At 33.4% G+C, this 13,927-nt stretch carries 13 protein-coding genes; all 13 read right to left on the bottom strand.

Annotation, left to right across the window (positions count from 1 at the left end; genetic code table 11):
* Position 1: 1 nt before the first annotated feature.
* Positions 2-1,288, bottom strand: coding sequence for a DEAD/DEAH box helicase (locus tag ACRHNM_RS10685; RefSeq protein ID WP_431136405.1), 1,287 nt, complete (start codon positions 1,286-1,288; stop codon positions 2-4).
* 88 nt (positions 1,289-1,376) lie between these two features.
* On the bottom strand, positions 1,377-2,174 hold the full coding sequence (locus tag ACRHNM_RS10680; RefSeq protein ID WP_431136403.1) for a tryptophan-rich sensory protein: 798 nt from the start codon (positions 2,172-2,174) through the stop codon (positions 1,377-1,379).
* Between the two features lie 13 nt (positions 2,175-2,187).
* Positions 2,188-3,324, bottom strand: coding sequence for an N-acetyl-alpha-D-glucosaminyl L-malate synthase BshA (gene bshA, locus ACRHNM_RS10675; protein ID WP_431136401.1), 1,137 nt, complete (start codon positions 3,322-3,324; stop codon positions 2,188-2,190).
* Between the two features lie 139 nt (positions 3,325-3,463).
* Positions 3,464-6,382 (bottom strand): glycoside hydrolase family 3 N-terminal domain-containing protein, encoded by a 2,919-nt coding sequence (locus ACRHNM_RS10670; RefSeq protein WP_431136399.1) that lies wholly within the window; start codon positions 6,380-6,382, stop codon positions 3,464-3,466.
* Between the two features lie 130 nt (positions 6,383-6,512).
* Positions 6,513-7,736: a phosphoserine phosphatase SerB gene (gene serB, locus ACRHNM_RS10665; protein ID WP_431136397.1), complete on the bottom strand. Its 1,224-nt coding sequence runs from the start codon at positions 7,734-7,736 to the stop codon at positions 6,513-6,515.
* Positions 7,737-7,754: 18 nt separating this feature from the next.
* Positions 7,755-8,240, bottom strand: a complete 486-nt coding sequence (locus ACRHNM_RS10660; protein WP_431136395.1) for an ABC transporter ATPase — start codon at positions 8,238-8,240, stop codon at positions 7,755-7,757.
* Positions 8,241-8,245: 5 nt separating this feature from the next.
* A complete protein-coding gene (locus tag ACRHNM_RS10655) occupies positions 8,246-8,896 on the bottom strand; it encodes a hypothetical protein (protein WP_431136393.1) in 651 nt (216 codons plus the stop codon).
* Between the two features lie 236 nt (positions 8,897-9,132).
* Positions 9,133-9,327, bottom strand: a complete 195-nt coding sequence (locus ACRHNM_RS10650) for a hypothetical protein (protein WP_431136391.1) — start codon at positions 9,325-9,327, stop codon at positions 9,133-9,135.
* Positions 9,328-9,333: 6 nt separating this feature from the next.
* Positions 9,334-10,125, bottom strand: coding sequence for a (Fe-S)-binding protein (locus ACRHNM_RS10645; RefSeq protein ID WP_431136390.1), 792 nt, complete (start codon positions 10,123-10,125; stop codon positions 9,334-9,336).
* 2 nt (positions 10,126-10,127) lie between these two features.
* Positions 10,128-10,313, bottom strand: coding sequence for a hypothetical protein (locus ACRHNM_RS10640; RefSeq protein WP_431136388.1), 186 nt, complete (start codon positions 10,311-10,313; stop codon positions 10,128-10,130).
* A gap of 26 nt (positions 10,314-10,339) precedes the next feature.
* Positions 10,340-11,650 (bottom strand): 4Fe-4S dicluster domain-containing protein, encoded by a 1,311-nt coding sequence (locus ACRHNM_RS10635; RefSeq protein ID WP_431136386.1) that lies wholly within the window; start codon positions 11,648-11,650, stop codon positions 10,340-10,342.
* 14 nt (positions 11,651-11,664) lie between these two features.
* Positions 11,665-12,627, bottom strand: coding sequence for an MlaD family protein (locus tag ACRHNM_RS10630; RefSeq protein ID WP_431136384.1), 963 nt, complete (start codon positions 12,625-12,627; stop codon positions 11,665-11,667).
* 54 nt (positions 12,628-12,681) lie between these two features.
* Positions 12,682-13,800, bottom strand: coding sequence for an N-acetylmuramoyl-L-alanine amidase family protein (locus ACRHNM_RS10625; RefSeq protein WP_431136382.1), 1,119 nt, complete (start codon positions 13,798-13,800; stop codon positions 12,682-12,684).
* Positions 13,801-13,927: the final 127 nt, after the last annotated feature.

Here is a 13,927-nt window from a genome sequence, read left to right as displayed (position 1 = left end):
TTTAATTTCGCCTGTCGTTACGATGTCTGGAATTATTATTCTTATTTCTATTGGTTCTGTTTCTTCCAGATGTCTTGGAATTCTTAGATCCAGATTTACGAGAATTTCGTGCTTGTCTGTTTTGACCAGGTCTAATTGGTTCTGTTGAGGCATTTGGATCTGGTTCAAATCCTTCTAAAATTTCTACTTCAATATCTTGTCCGATTAACTTTTCAATATCTCTTAAAAACGTTGTTTCATCTGCACTTACCAAAGATATAGCTTGTCCGTTTGCTCCTGCTCTTCCTGTTCTGCCAATTCGGTGTACATAATCTTCAGAAATATTGGGCAACTCAAAATTCACTACATGAGGCAATAAAGGTATGTCTAATCCACGAGCAGCAATATCTGTTGCGACCAGTACTTTTACACTTCCATTTTTAAAACCAGCCAAGGCTTTGGTTCTTGCTCCTTGACTTTTATTACCATGAATAGCAGCTGCTGTAATTCCAGAACTTATCATTTTTTTACAAAGTTTATTTGCTCCATGTTTTGTTCGTGTAAACACAAGAACCTGCTTCCAGTTGCCATCAGAAATCAACTTGATAATTAAATCTGTTTTCTTTCCTTTGGCTACACGATAAACCTTTTGAAAAATAGCTTCTACCGCTGTATTTTCTGGAGTGGCTTCCACTTGAACTGGATGATTCAAAATACCATTAGCCAGCTTTCTAATATCTTTAGAAAAGGTAGCAGAAAACATCAAATTCTGGCGTTTTTCAGGCATCAATTTCATGATACGTTCTATATCTCTCAAAAATCCCATATCGAGCATACGATCGGCTTCATCAAGAACAAACACCTCAACACGTTTAATAGACAATAGATTTTGATTGTGTAAATCTAATAAACGTCCAGGAGTTGCAATTAAAACATCGACACCTTGCCGCAATCTGGCAACTTGAGGTTTTTGATTGACACCTCCAAAAATTACCATACTACTGATGTTTAAAAACTCACTATAATCTTTAACACTTTCATGCACCTGAGCTGCGAGCTCTCGTGTTGGTGTTAATATTAATGCACGAATTGGTCTGAATTTCTCTTTAGGGTTTTCAGATAAATAATGTAAAAGTGGCAGTGTAAATCCTGCTGTTTTTCCAGTTCCTGTTTGTGCTGATGCTAATACATCGCGACCTTCTAATACTGGAGGAATCGCTTTTTCTTGAATTGGACTGGGAGTTTCGTATCCTTTTTTGCTAATTGCTTTTAACAAGGCATCAGACAAGCCTAAAGATTGAAATGACATAAATAATAATTGTGAGATAAACACTATTATTTAGGCTACCTCTTTAATGAACAGCAAAGGTAAGGCTAATTTATTCGATACCTAAGATTTAGTTGTTTTTAAACGCTATCAACTTTTTAAAAGGATTCGTTTGTCGGTTTAAAAATCCGTGAATAAAACTACTAACGATTAAAATGCCAGCTGCAATGTAAGCGATATTTACAATAATAAGTTCTCCGTTTTGGTTGGCAACACCAATAGCAATTAATGCCCAAGCTCCAACCAAAGCAAATTCACGCATGTTGCGTTTCCAGGTCACTGCCAAATTAACAAGTGTTGCAATGCTTATCATTATGATGGTCCATGTTACAGGAGACAGTCCGAAACCATTCCAGTCCACCTTCACTAAATAAGCTGAAACATTTGCAATACTCGCAACGGTTACCCAACCACTATAAATTACGAAAGGCCACCATAAAAATACAATGACTGATATTGGTGCATCCCATAATTCCATTCTATTATTCCATACGATTTTGAGTAATGAGATGAGCAGTAAGAAGATAAAAAAGCACGATAATCCTGTATAGCCATAAATCCAGCTAAAAACCCAAGCACAATTAGCAATACATGATAGCACAAACCACCAACCAGTTTTAGTTACAAATTCATCATCTCTAACGTTCATGACTAAACTTCTTCCTTGGTAGATAGCAAAACCTAAAAGCATTATATAAATTAATCCCCAAATTGCAAACGCATAACCAGCTGGTGTAAATAAGGTTCTTAAACCTCCTGAAACCTCTCCTATAGTCGTATCATTCATCATACCTGTATTTGATAAATAATTAACAAATACCGTCGAACCTAACGCTAATCCGTTTGCAATTTGAAGTACTTTTTTCATGAGTATAATAATTTTACAGCACTAAACATTTGCGTAATGTATCTTCATATATTTTTTCATATTGCGGAACAATGGCATGAATATCAAATCGTTTTGATTCTTCTTTCGCATTTGCTTTAAATTCAGACAAACGCTTCAAATCGCTGAGAATGTAAATGGCATTTTTAGACATGTTTTCAATATCATTAACCGGACTTAAATATCCTGAAACACCATGGGTGTTCACTTCGGGAATCCCTCCAGTATCACTTGAAATCACAGGAACTCCAGATGCCATAGCTTCTAAAGCTGCTAAACCAAAACTTTCAGTTAAAGAAGGCAATAAAAACAAATCGCTAAAGCAAAGTATCTTATCTATTTCGTTACTGTTTCCGAAGAAAACTACTTTATCACTAATACCTAATTTCTCACACAGCTGTTCTGCTGGTTCACGTTCTGGTCCTTCACCAACCATCATCAATTTAGCTGGCATTTCCTTTTGAATATTATAAAACACGTTAATGACATCAGGAATCTGTTTGACTTTTCTAAAATTACTGATATGTGTGATTATTTTTTCATCATCTGTTGCCATCATTCCTCTCTGGCAATCCGTAAAATGATTTTCGTATTTGTCTAAGTCGATAAAGTTTGGAACCACATCTATTTCATTTTTAATATCAAATAAACGCAATGTATCGTCCTTTAAACTTTGAGATACCGAAGTCACAGCATCAGATTTATTGATACTAAATGTTACGGCAGTTTTATAAAATGGATGACTTCCAACTAAGGTAATGTCTGTTCCGTGAAGTGTAGTAACGATTGGAATGTAAATACCTTCTTCCTGTAACATCTTTTTTGCCATATAGGCAGCATAAGCATGAGGTATTGCATAATGCACATGAAGAATTTCAATATTGTGAAGTTTGACCATATCCACTAACTTACTAGACAATGCTAACTCGTAAGGCTGGTACAAAAACAAAGCATATTCAGGAACAGTAACTTCATGATAGTGCACGTTGTTACTCAACAATTCTAATCGCACAGGTTGACTGTACGTAATAAAATGAATTTCATGTCCGCGTTTTGATAACTCTAATCCTAATTCTGTGGCTACAACTCCACTACCACCAAAGGTTGGGTAACATACAATTCCTATTCTCATTGAATATGGGTTTAAGCTGAGAAGTGTTTTGAATTCTATAAACCGACAACTCAACTAATTAATTAGACTCACTGTAAAGATAAAGATTAATACAGTGTAATGAGAAGCGTTTTAACATTTTGAAAGGTTTTAGATATCATTAATCTATAATAGCTTCATAGATGGCTTCTTGGATATTGGTTCTGATATTCTCTCTAAGCAACAGGTTTTTTCCTGCTTTTGGATACGTTCTATTGGCCAAAAAGATATATACAATTTCTTCTTCAGGGTCTGCCCAGGCGTAAGTTCCTGTAAATCCAGAATGCCCGAAACTTGTCATAGATAAGCAACCACATGTTGGACCTTCTTCTCCTAACTGTGGTTTATCAAAACCAATACCTCGTCTGTTGTCATCGTTACAATAGTAACAGGTATTAAACTTATCTAAGGTTTCTGTGTTTATATATCGTTTTCCACCGTAATAACCTTTTTGCAAATACATCTGCATAATTTTGGCGACATCATTTGCATTGCTAAAAATACCTGCGTGACCTCCAACTCCATTTTGCATGGCTGCTCCCATATCATGAACGTAGCCATGAACTTCCTGATAACGGTAATAATCATCAACTTCGGTAGGTATAATATTTAAATCACTAAACTTAACCGATGGGTTATACGTAGTATAATTTGCTCCTAAAGATTGATAAAAATGATCCTGAACCAATTCATCCAGACCCTTATTATAATATTTCTCAATGTATTTTTTTAAAATATAATATGGCATATCGCTGTATCGATAGCGTAAACTGGATAATAAATCACTGTCTTTTATTATTTTTTGAATCGAATCTGGATAATCTTGTCTCAGGTATAAATTTTCAGCAACTTTAATATTGAATTTAGAGCTTGCCTCCTTTCTGTAATATTTTAGATCTGGTTTTTTTGTAACCGAATCTAAAGTAGCTGCATAAAAGGGAATCCAAGGCTTTAACCTTGCATAATGTGAAAGCATCTGCTTTATAGTGACATTTTTTTTATTAGAAGACGTATATTCAGGTAGCATTTTAGACAATTTGGTATCTAAAGTAACTGCTCCTTTTTCTTCTAATTCCATAATGAGTGGTAAAGTGGCTAATATCTTTGTTAGTGAAGCCACATCATACACATCATCAAACTTGACAGCTTGCTCTTTACTGTAGGTATGATGCCCAAAATTTTTATTGTAGATAACCTTTCCTCTTCTAGCGATAAGCAACTGAATACCAGGTGTCATTTCATTATCAACCGCATAATTTGCAATCGAATCAACACGTTTTAAAAGTTCAGAACTCATTCCTACACGTTCTGGCAAACCATAACTCAAAGAATTTAGTGAATTGTAGGTAATCCCATCGTTAACCTTAAAATAGTCACCTGTAGATACTGGCAATTTTGCTTTAACTGGAATAGCACCAAAAATGGCTTGAGCAGATTTTTGTTGAGCAATCTCACTATTCTGATAGCTCATTACAATACCATCAATATTTTCAACCGTTTTTAAATCGATAAGAGCATAAGGTCTTGTGAATACGTCAAGAATTACTGTATTGGTTCGTGCTATTTCATAAAGCCAGACTAATTCTTTATCTGTGAATTCAAACTTCTCCCAAGCGTGTTTATTAGAACGATGCAAGCCTATAATAACTGTATTATAGTTTTGAAGTTTTGTAATCATTTCATCTAGCTTTTCAGCTTCAATACGATGCACTTTACTATATTTTTTCAATTCGTTGTAAAACGTTGTTCCATCATCATCACCAAATTGAACATAAGCTATTTTTTTTGTTTGAAGGTTTCGTAATGGCAACACCTCTGATTTATTTCTCACCACTGTAATGGCATTTTCTAATAGCTCTTCGTATAGCAAATCATCTTCAATACGATTAAGGTCTTCATACAAGGTTGCTGTTCCTATTGGAATATAATATTGAAGTCCGACTTTATATTTTGCCATCAATATTTTTTTAACGGAATGGGCTAAGCGTTCCTCAGAAATCTCTTTTTTATTGTAAGCTTCAATGATTTTTTCGATGGCTTTGGGAACGTCTTCAGAAATCAGAAGTACATCATTTCCGGCTTTGAAAGCAGCCAAATCAATTTCTCCTGGAACACTATAATTTGAAACTCCTTTCATTTCAAGAGCATCCGTAAAAATCAATCCTTTAAATCCTAAAGAATCTTTTAATATGTCTGTCACAATATGTTCTGAAAGTGAGGATGGAAATCCATTACGAGGCTCTAAACTAGGCACGTTTAAATGCGCAACCATAACACTAGATAAACCTTTTTCGATAAGCTTTCGATAAGGATATAATTCTACAGAATCAATACGTTTTTCATCAAAACGTATCGTAGGCAACGTTTTATGCGAATCGCTTTCGGTATCACCATGACCAGGAAAATGTTTTGCATTAGCCAACACACCTGCATCTTGCATACCTTTCATAAAAGCTAATGCTTTTTCGGTGACATTATTGCGGTCTTCACCAAAAGAACGGTTTCCAATGATCGGGTTTTTAGGATTTGTATTGATATCCACTACTGGAGCAAAATTAAAGTGCACTCCAATTCGTTTACAATGCTCACCAATATGATATCCTGTACGTTCAATAAGTGCATTGTCACGTACAGCTCCAAGTGTCATATTCCAAGGAAAAGCATAGGTAGAATCTAATCGCATACTCAAACCCCATTCTGCATCCATGCCGATTAACAAAGGTGTTTTTGAAATGGCCTGATACAAATTATTGAGTTTTGCTTGCCGAACAGGTCCTCCTGTTGAAAAAATCAAACCTCCTATATGATTTTCATTTATAAGCTTCGCTATTGCATTTACATGATCTTGAGACTGATTAGAAAAGGCTCTAACCATAAATAATTGTCCTACTTTCTCTTTTAAAGACATGCCATTATAAAGGCTATCTACCCATTTTTTTTGGGCTTGAATATCTTTAGCAAGTAAAGGATGATTGTTATCTTGAGAAACAACAGTATTTGAAAAAATAATAATAGTGATGAGGGACAATATATATCGCATAAATCTAATCTACATTTTGAAGTCTAATACACATAACTAAAAACTATGCCAAAATAGTATTTTTAGCATGAAGAATAAAGACTTTAAGATAGATTTATAAAGAAGTTTGTAAACAAACTAAGACATTCAATTATTCAATTAGATCTATATGTCTGTCGTGATAACCTAATAGATAAAGCACACCATCTAAGCCAATACTTGATATAGAACTTTGGGCATTATCTTTTACAGTTGGTTTGGCATGAAAAGCGATACCTAAACCAGCCAAATTAAGCATTGGCAAATCGTTTGCTCCATCGCCTATTGCTATTGTCTGACTAATATCGATACCTTCCATTTTAGCAATTTCCTTAAGGTACTCTGCTTTTTTATTTCCGTCAACAATCTCGCCTAGATAACCTCCAGTTAAAATACCGTTTTCTATTTCTAATTGATTAGCATATACATAATCTATGCCTAGCTCTTTTTTTAAATAGTCACCAAAAAAGGTAAATCCACCAGATAATATAGCGGTTTTAAATCCGTAGCTCTTTAAAGTATCAATTAGTCTTTTAGCGCCTTTTGTAATTGGTAAATTGACAGCAACGTTATGAAGTACTTTTTCACTCAAGCCTTTTAAAAGTGTCATTCGTTTTATAAAGCTCTCATTAAAATCTATCTCTCCTTGCATTGCAGACTCTGTAATGGCCTTTACTTCCGGACCAACTCCAGCCAGTTCAGCCAGTTCGTCTATAACTTCAGTTTGAATAAGTGTAGAATCCATATCAAAACACACGAGGCGTCGGTTTCGTCTATAAATATTATCTTCCTGAAATGCTATATCGACATCTAAATCTCTTGAAATCTGCATGAATTTTTCGGTGAAATCTGCTTTACAATCAATTTTTCCTCTAATAGACAACTGAATGGAGGCACGAGGATACTCCTCTTTATTGACCAGCGACGTTCGACCTGTCAAACGCTTAATAGCATCGATGTTTAAGTTTTTATCAGAAATAACCTTAGTGACTTGAGATATTTGTTCTGCTGATAATTTTTCTCCTAAAATGGTAATTATATAACGGTCTTTACCTTGCAATTGCACCCATTTTTCATAATCTTCAAGAGATATTGGAGTAAATTTAGCTACGACCTCTAATTCATAAGATTTGAATAATAAGTCTTTTAATACGGAAGCTGAATCTCGTCCCGATTCAATTTCAAACATAAAGCCTAAAGATAAAGTGTCATGAATGTTTGCCTGTCCTATATCTAAAATTTTGGCGCCATATTGTGATAAGACATTTGTTAAACTAGACGTTAATCCTGGTTTATCATGTCCAGAAATGTTCATTAAAAAAATATCGTTGGCCATATTATACTGAAACTGGATTTATTTCACAAATCTACTATGCCAACTTTCACTGGCAGGTACTTCCCAGTTTTCGTTGAATTCTGCGATATTAGTTACCATATTATTGAACACAATTGTGTTTTTTGAAACAGCCTTCTCTTTAGCCATCTTTTTGAAATCTAACAGTGTTTTATACGCGATGTAATCTCCTTGTTTATAAGACACATTCATTTTATCCATTAAATCTACATTGTAATCTTTTTCTAATTGTTGCATAAAATGTACCGATGCATCAATACTACAACCTGTAGCTTTATTGAGATTTTGATTCAAAGCAATAATAATAAATCGCTTGTATTTTATGGTATATCCTGACTGCAAATCACTTCCGTGAGCTGTCCAGTTTTCAATGAATGTATTCAGTTTATCTTGTATTTCTGAGATTTCTTGTTCAGTAAATGAGCGATTGGCTTGATAGATCCAAACTCTAGATTCTTCGGGTAATGAATTGAAATCAACTAACATATAATTTAAATCTTTTCTAGATATTTAATAATTTTCTTTTTTACATAACGACGTTCACTTAAGTCAAAGTAATCTGCTTCTTTATAAAAAATTCTAAAATTTTGTTTGATATTAGATTTTACTAAAAGCTTATAACCTTCAAATTCTTGCGAAATAAGAAAGGAATGCGTTTTACCAAAGGCATCACTAACTGTAAAAGAAGAAACAACTTCATTATCAATTGAGAGTAGTTTTGCTTCAATATTCAAATCATTTTCATCTTTTGTAGATGTCAGTGGAAGCATAGCATCATCATCGCTTTCATCTAGCATAGCACCAAGTTGATCATCTGAAAACAAATCAATGAAAACATCTCCACAGGTTGTTCCCATTTTAAAGCCTACTTCTTCGGCTAAGGCTTCAAAATCATTGACATCTTTATCTGCAAGAGCACTTGATTCCTTTTTTCTTATATTATAGCTTTTTAACAAACAAAGACCAAGTGCCATTTGTTTTTGTTTCATTGTCTTACTTGAATCAAGTAATGTAGTATCATTTTTTATACATAAACAAGAATCATCAGCAATTAATTGCAGTACTTCATCTCGAGTTTTATCTTGACTAAACGAAACGTTTACCAAAAAAAAAGCAATAATTACCAATCTGAATGTTTTCATTAGCTAAACACGTATTATTTGTTATGTTTTTTAAAATTTCTATAAGTTAGGAAACCGTACATTATTGTTGAAAAAATGTAGTAAAATCCTAATCGTTGCCATGAAAACCCTCGGCCTAAAAGGTAATCTATAACTAATACAATAGCACAAAAAACAAGACCTCCAACAAGAGCTGCTATTACTACTTTTTTCATGTTAATTTGAGGCATGATTCTAATGTTTAAATCATTAAATTTCTATTCTTTTGTATACTTATACCTAAAACTTATAGCCATAAGTAAGCCAAATGAAACAAAGTAAAACAAGAATTTATAAATAGAAAAAGGTTCCTTATAAAAATAGTCAAATCCTGACATACTAACAGCAAAAAAAAGACCACTAGCAACACCTATTTTTAGTTGTGTTTTGATTGGTAATCTTTCTCTTTTCATTATAGGTTATAAGTCTTGAGCATTAGCTATTAATTCTGCGATATCCATAACAGCGATTTCTCCTTCTTTTTCTTTATTTTTTACGCCATCTGTCATCATTGTATTACAAAAAGGACAACCTGCAGCTATGATTTCAGGTTTAGTTTCAAGGGCTTGTTCCGTTCTTTCGATATTTACCTCTTTATTTCCAGGTTCGGCATCTTTAAACATCTGTGCTCCTCCTGCTCCACAACACAATCCTCTTGATTTGCAAGATTTCATCTCTACTAATTCAGCATCTAATTTTCTAATTAAATCACGAGGTGCTTCATATACATTATTGGCACGACCTAAATAACATGGGTCATGAAATGTAATGCGTTTTCCTTTAAATTGTCCGCCTTCAATAGTTAATCGACCATCATGAAGTAAGTCTTTTAGGAATTGCGTATGATGCATGACTTTATAATTGCCTCCAAGTCCAGGATATTCATTTTTTATGGTATTGAAACAATGCGGACAAGCAGTTACAATGGTTTTAACTTCGTATGCATTAAGCACTTCAATATTGGTTACTGCCTGCATTTGAAACAAAAACTCATTACCAGCACGCTTTGCAGGATCTCCAGTACAACTTTCTTCGGTTCCTAAAACTGCAAATTCAACATTAGCTCTATTTAGCAATCTCACAAATGCTTTGGTTATTTTTTTTGCCCTATCATCAAAGCTTCCAGCACATCCAACCCAAAATAAAACTTCTGGTTGTTTGCCTTGAGCCATAAATTCTGCCATTGTTGGCACTTTAAGTAATTCGCTCATGTTTATTCTTTCTTTTTATATGTAATCACCAATCCAAATCCTATTCCAATTAAAATGCCTGTAATAAACCCTTCAAAAAAGCCTGTGTCGTATTTATAAATATAAAGGAAAGACAACATTCCTAATACGAATATAATTGAACCTGATACTAACCTTGTTTTTGATGAAAGTTTATACAATACACTCATAACATTGACGTGTTATCCATAAGGATTTACGATTCATTTTTCCAGTTTAACCTATCCATTTGGTTATATGGCCAAGGTGCACCATTATTTTCAATATTGGTCATCATAGTATTGAGTTCTGTTGGTGCAGCACTTTGTTCCATAACCAGATACTGACGCATTTGCATGATGATGTCTAAAGGATCTATACTAACAGGACATGCTTCAACACAAGCATTACAACTTGTACAAGCCCAAAGTTCTTCATTGGTAATATAATCGCCTAACAATTGTTTACCATCATCTTTAAACTCACCTTTATTAGCATCTATATTTTTGCCTACCTCTTCCAATCGATCACGAGTATCCATCATGATTTTACGAGGAGACAATTTTTTTCCAGTTTGACTTGCAGGACATTCACTAGTACAACGACCACATTCTGTACACGTATATGCATTTAATAAATTCACCCAACTTAAATCTTGGACGTCACTTGCTCCAAATTTAGCAGGCATAGCAGCATCAGCACCTTCAGGTGGAGCTGCAAATGGATCAACGTTAGGATCCATCATCATTTTAACTTCTTTGGTTACAGCTTCTAAATTTTTAAACTGTCCTTTTGGTGTTAATTTTCCGTAATATGTATTTGGAAACGCTAATAAAATGTGTAAATGTTTTGAGAAATACAGGTAATTCAGAAATACTAAAATACCAACGATATGCAGCCACCATGCTGATCTCTCGATAAGATGTATTGTGCTTTCTGAAAATCCATTAAACCAAGGTGCCATATACTGACTGATTACATTTCCAGAATTCATCTCTTGAAATTGTAAATCTGTTGCATTCATTATTAAAAACAAACACATTAAAACCACTTCAAAATACAAAATAATATTACCATCACTTTTCGGCCAACCTTTCATTTCGGCATTTAAAAAACGTTTTAGTTTAATCACATTTCGTCGTATCCAAAAGACAATTACTGACACTAAAACCAATACTGCTAATATTTCAAATGTGCCAATTAAAATTCCGTAAAGGCTTCCGATAGAAGAAAAAATACGGTGTGTTCCAAACAGACCATCAATGATAATCTCCAGAACTTCAATATTGATAATTATAAAACCAACATATACAATAACATGTAAAAAGCCAGCAATTGGACGTTTTACCATTTTACTTTGCCCTAGAGCAATCATGCTCATATTTTTCCAGCGTTGTGGTTTATCATCAGAGACATCAACATCTTGACCAAGTTTTATATTTCTGATGAGTTTTTTTACGTTTCTAGCAAAATAACCAATGCCTGCTGTAAGAATTATAGCAAACAATATTTGTGGAATATAACTCATAATATGGTTAGTTTTTAATCTTTATCCTTAATCTCATTTCCTTCAGCATCATATCGTTTTGGTTTTTTTCCGAATAAAGAAAAATGCACGTAACGCTTCGGATTTAATTTCATATCCTGTAATAACTCTTCTAACTGTTTGGATGCGCCTTCTAAGTTATTGTATAAACTTTCGTCTTTTAAAAGTTTTCCAATACTGCCTTCTCCATTTTGGAGATCTGCCATCATTACATCAAAATTCTTAACTGTTGACTGCAAATCTTTGATGGTTTGCGATAAATTAGCATTGGCTAAAGAATCTGACAATTTAGAAAAATTCTCTGAGGTGGTTTCAAAGTTTGAAATCGTAGCAGTTAAACTTTCTTGATTGGTATTTACAAGCTTATTTAAAGACATTGATGTGCTTTTGAATGATTTTATTGTAGCGTTTAGTTCTGCTATTCCCTCTTTGATATTACCTTTGGTTTCGCTGTCCAGCACTTCATTTAAACTGGTAAGTAAAGAATCTGTATTCTCCATTACAGCTTCAATTTTTTCTTGTAAAGGCGTTAATCGCTGATTGACCAATTCGGTAATACCTGCTTTAACCGTTGTTTCCAAATACGTTCCTGAAGTTGCATTTTCGGCATTGTCAAAGGCAGGAATAATGGCTACTGCTTTACCACCAATTAAGCCTAAATCATATAACTCGGCTTTACTGTTTTTTGAAAATTGAAAATCATTGTCAATTAAGAGTGTTACTAATAACTTTCCAGAACCATCTCCTTTAAAAGCGATATTTTTTACTTTTCCTACATTCATTCCATTAATGGTAACAGGAGTTGAAGGTGCCAAACCTTCTACATTATCGTAGAGTGCATAATATGTACGTGAAGAATCTAATAAATTTTCTCCTTTAAGATAATTGAATAAGAAAATGAATAGTAAAATTCCAGATATGACTAATATTGCTGTTTTTACTTCTCTTGAGATTTTCAATGCGTCTAATATTTTGTTACAACAAACTTAGCAATAAATATATAAATAATGTTTCTAATTTGAGCTTGATTTTAGCGCTTCTGAAAGTTTAATTTGTTTACCATCTTCAAAGGCAACTACAAAACTACTTGTATATCCTTTTTGTTTTGCAATGATTTCTAAACGTCTAATTTCATTTAAATCTGAAGTGCTTCCATAATAATATTTATAAAGACCATTAACTTTTTCTTTTGAGATCTGAGTAAGTCCACTGAAATTATATGACTTTGGTTCTAAATCTCTCGAGCTAGCAGCTATTTGAACTTTAAATACTATGTTTTCATATAAATCAACTTTAGTGTTTGCTTTATCAGGTTCTATTGAAGGTAAATCTTCATAGATGTTTTCTCCTATATTTTGGTCTAGGTTTTCTTTATAGGCTAAAATAGCTTCTATAATTGAACTGGACATTTTAGATTGTCCGTTTTGAGAATTTAAATAAGCACCTTCCTTTTTATAGGTCAGAAACCCTGTTTCTATTAAAATACTGGGCATATAAGTGTTATGCAATACCCAAAATCCTGCTTGCTTTACACCTCGACTATTTCGTTTTCTTTTGTACTTAAAACTATCTTCAACCAGACGAGCTAAACGTATGCTTTGCTCTAAATATTCTTCCTGCATCAAGGTAATACCAATCATTGATTCTGGCGAATTAGGATCAAAACCTTCATAATGTTTTTGATAATCTGCCTCTAAAAATATCACTTCATTTTCTTTCTTTGCTATTTCAAAGTTTCTTTGATTGGCATGTAAACCAAGTACAAAAGTTTCAGTTCCATTGGCTGATGAGTTGTGTGCGTTACAATGCACAGATACAAATAAATCTGCTCCAGCATCATTGGCAATTTTAGCACGACCTCTTAACGTAACAAACGTGTCATCTTTTCTGGTATAGATAACTTTAATGTCATTGTTTTTTTCTAACTCTTTACCAACAGCTAAAACTATTTTAAGCGCAATATCGCTCTCTTTATAACCATTACCTAAATTACCTGAGTCATGTCCTCCATGTCCTGCATCAAGTACAACAATAAACTTGTCTTTATTGTTGATTGTATTATTTGCAGATGTTAAAAAACATGTAAATGTTAAGGCAATCGATACGATTATATATTGTAAGTTCGTTTTCATACTTGTACTAACGGTTAATACTTTCGGTTTATTTTAAAAACACCAGTTTATGCTTGTTACAACTGAGTTTCAACACTTTTTATAAATTGATTAAATTATAAACTAATCATAAAAAATATATGTAATT

This window comes from Psychroserpens mesophilus (genome assembly GCF_050617655.1).
Classification (GTDB): domain Bacteria; phylum Bacteroidota; class Bacteroidia; order Flavobacteriales; family Flavobacteriaceae; genus Psychroserpens; species Psychroserpens mesophilus_A.
The sequence above is the reverse complement of the archived record's forward strand: the minus strand, read 5'-3'. Positions and strand labels throughout refer to the sequence as shown.

What these genes read in the sequence shown, in the direction of transcription:
- ACRHNM_RS10685 (WP_431136405.1), bottom strand. Translation starts at nt 1,288, where the DNA reads ATGTCATTTCAATCTTTAGGCTTGTCTGATGCCTTGTTAAAAGCAATT.
- ACRHNM_RS10680 (WP_431136403.1), bottom strand. Translation starts at nt 2,174, where the DNA reads ATGAAAAAAGTACTTCAAATTGCAAACGGATTAGCGTTAGGTTCGACG.
- bshA (WP_431136401.1), bottom strand. Translation starts at nt 3,324, where the DNA reads ATGAGAATAGGAATTGTATGTTACCCAACCTTTGGTGGTAGTGGAGTT.
- ACRHNM_RS10670 (WP_431136399.1), bottom strand. Translation starts at nt 6,382, where the DNA reads ATGCGATATATATTGTCCCTCATCACTATTATTATTTTTTCAAATACT.
- serB (WP_431136397.1), bottom strand. Translation starts at nt 7,736, where the DNA reads ATGGCCAACGATATTTTTTTAATGAACATTTCTGGACATGATAAACCA.
- ACRHNM_RS10660 (WP_431136395.1), bottom strand. Translation starts at nt 8,240, where the DNA reads ATGTTAGTTGATTTCAATTCATTACCCGAAGAATCTAGAGTTTGGATC.
- ACRHNM_RS10655 (WP_431136393.1), bottom strand. Translation starts at nt 8,896, where the DNA reads ATGAAAACATTCAGATTGGTAATTATTGCTTTTTTTTTGGTAAACGTT.
- ACRHNM_RS10650 (WP_431136391.1), bottom strand. Translation starts at nt 9,327, where the DNA reads ATGAAAAGAGAAAGATTACCAATCAAAACACAACTAAAAATAGGTGTT.
- ACRHNM_RS10645 (WP_431136390.1), bottom strand. Translation starts at nt 10,125, where the DNA reads ATGAGCGAATTACTTAAAGTGCCAACAATGGCAGAATTTATGGCTCAA.
- ACRHNM_RS10640 (WP_431136388.1), bottom strand. Translation starts at nt 10,313, where the DNA reads ATGAGTGTATTGTATAAACTTTCATCAAAAACAAGGTTAGTATCAGGT.
- ACRHNM_RS10635 (WP_431136386.1), bottom strand. Translation starts at nt 11,650, where the DNA reads ATGAGTTATATTCCACAAATATTGTTTGCTATAATTCTTACAGCAGGC.
- ACRHNM_RS10625 (WP_431136382.1), bottom strand. Translation starts at nt 13,800, where the DNA reads ATGAAAACGAACTTACAATATATAATCGTATCGATTGCCTTAACATTT.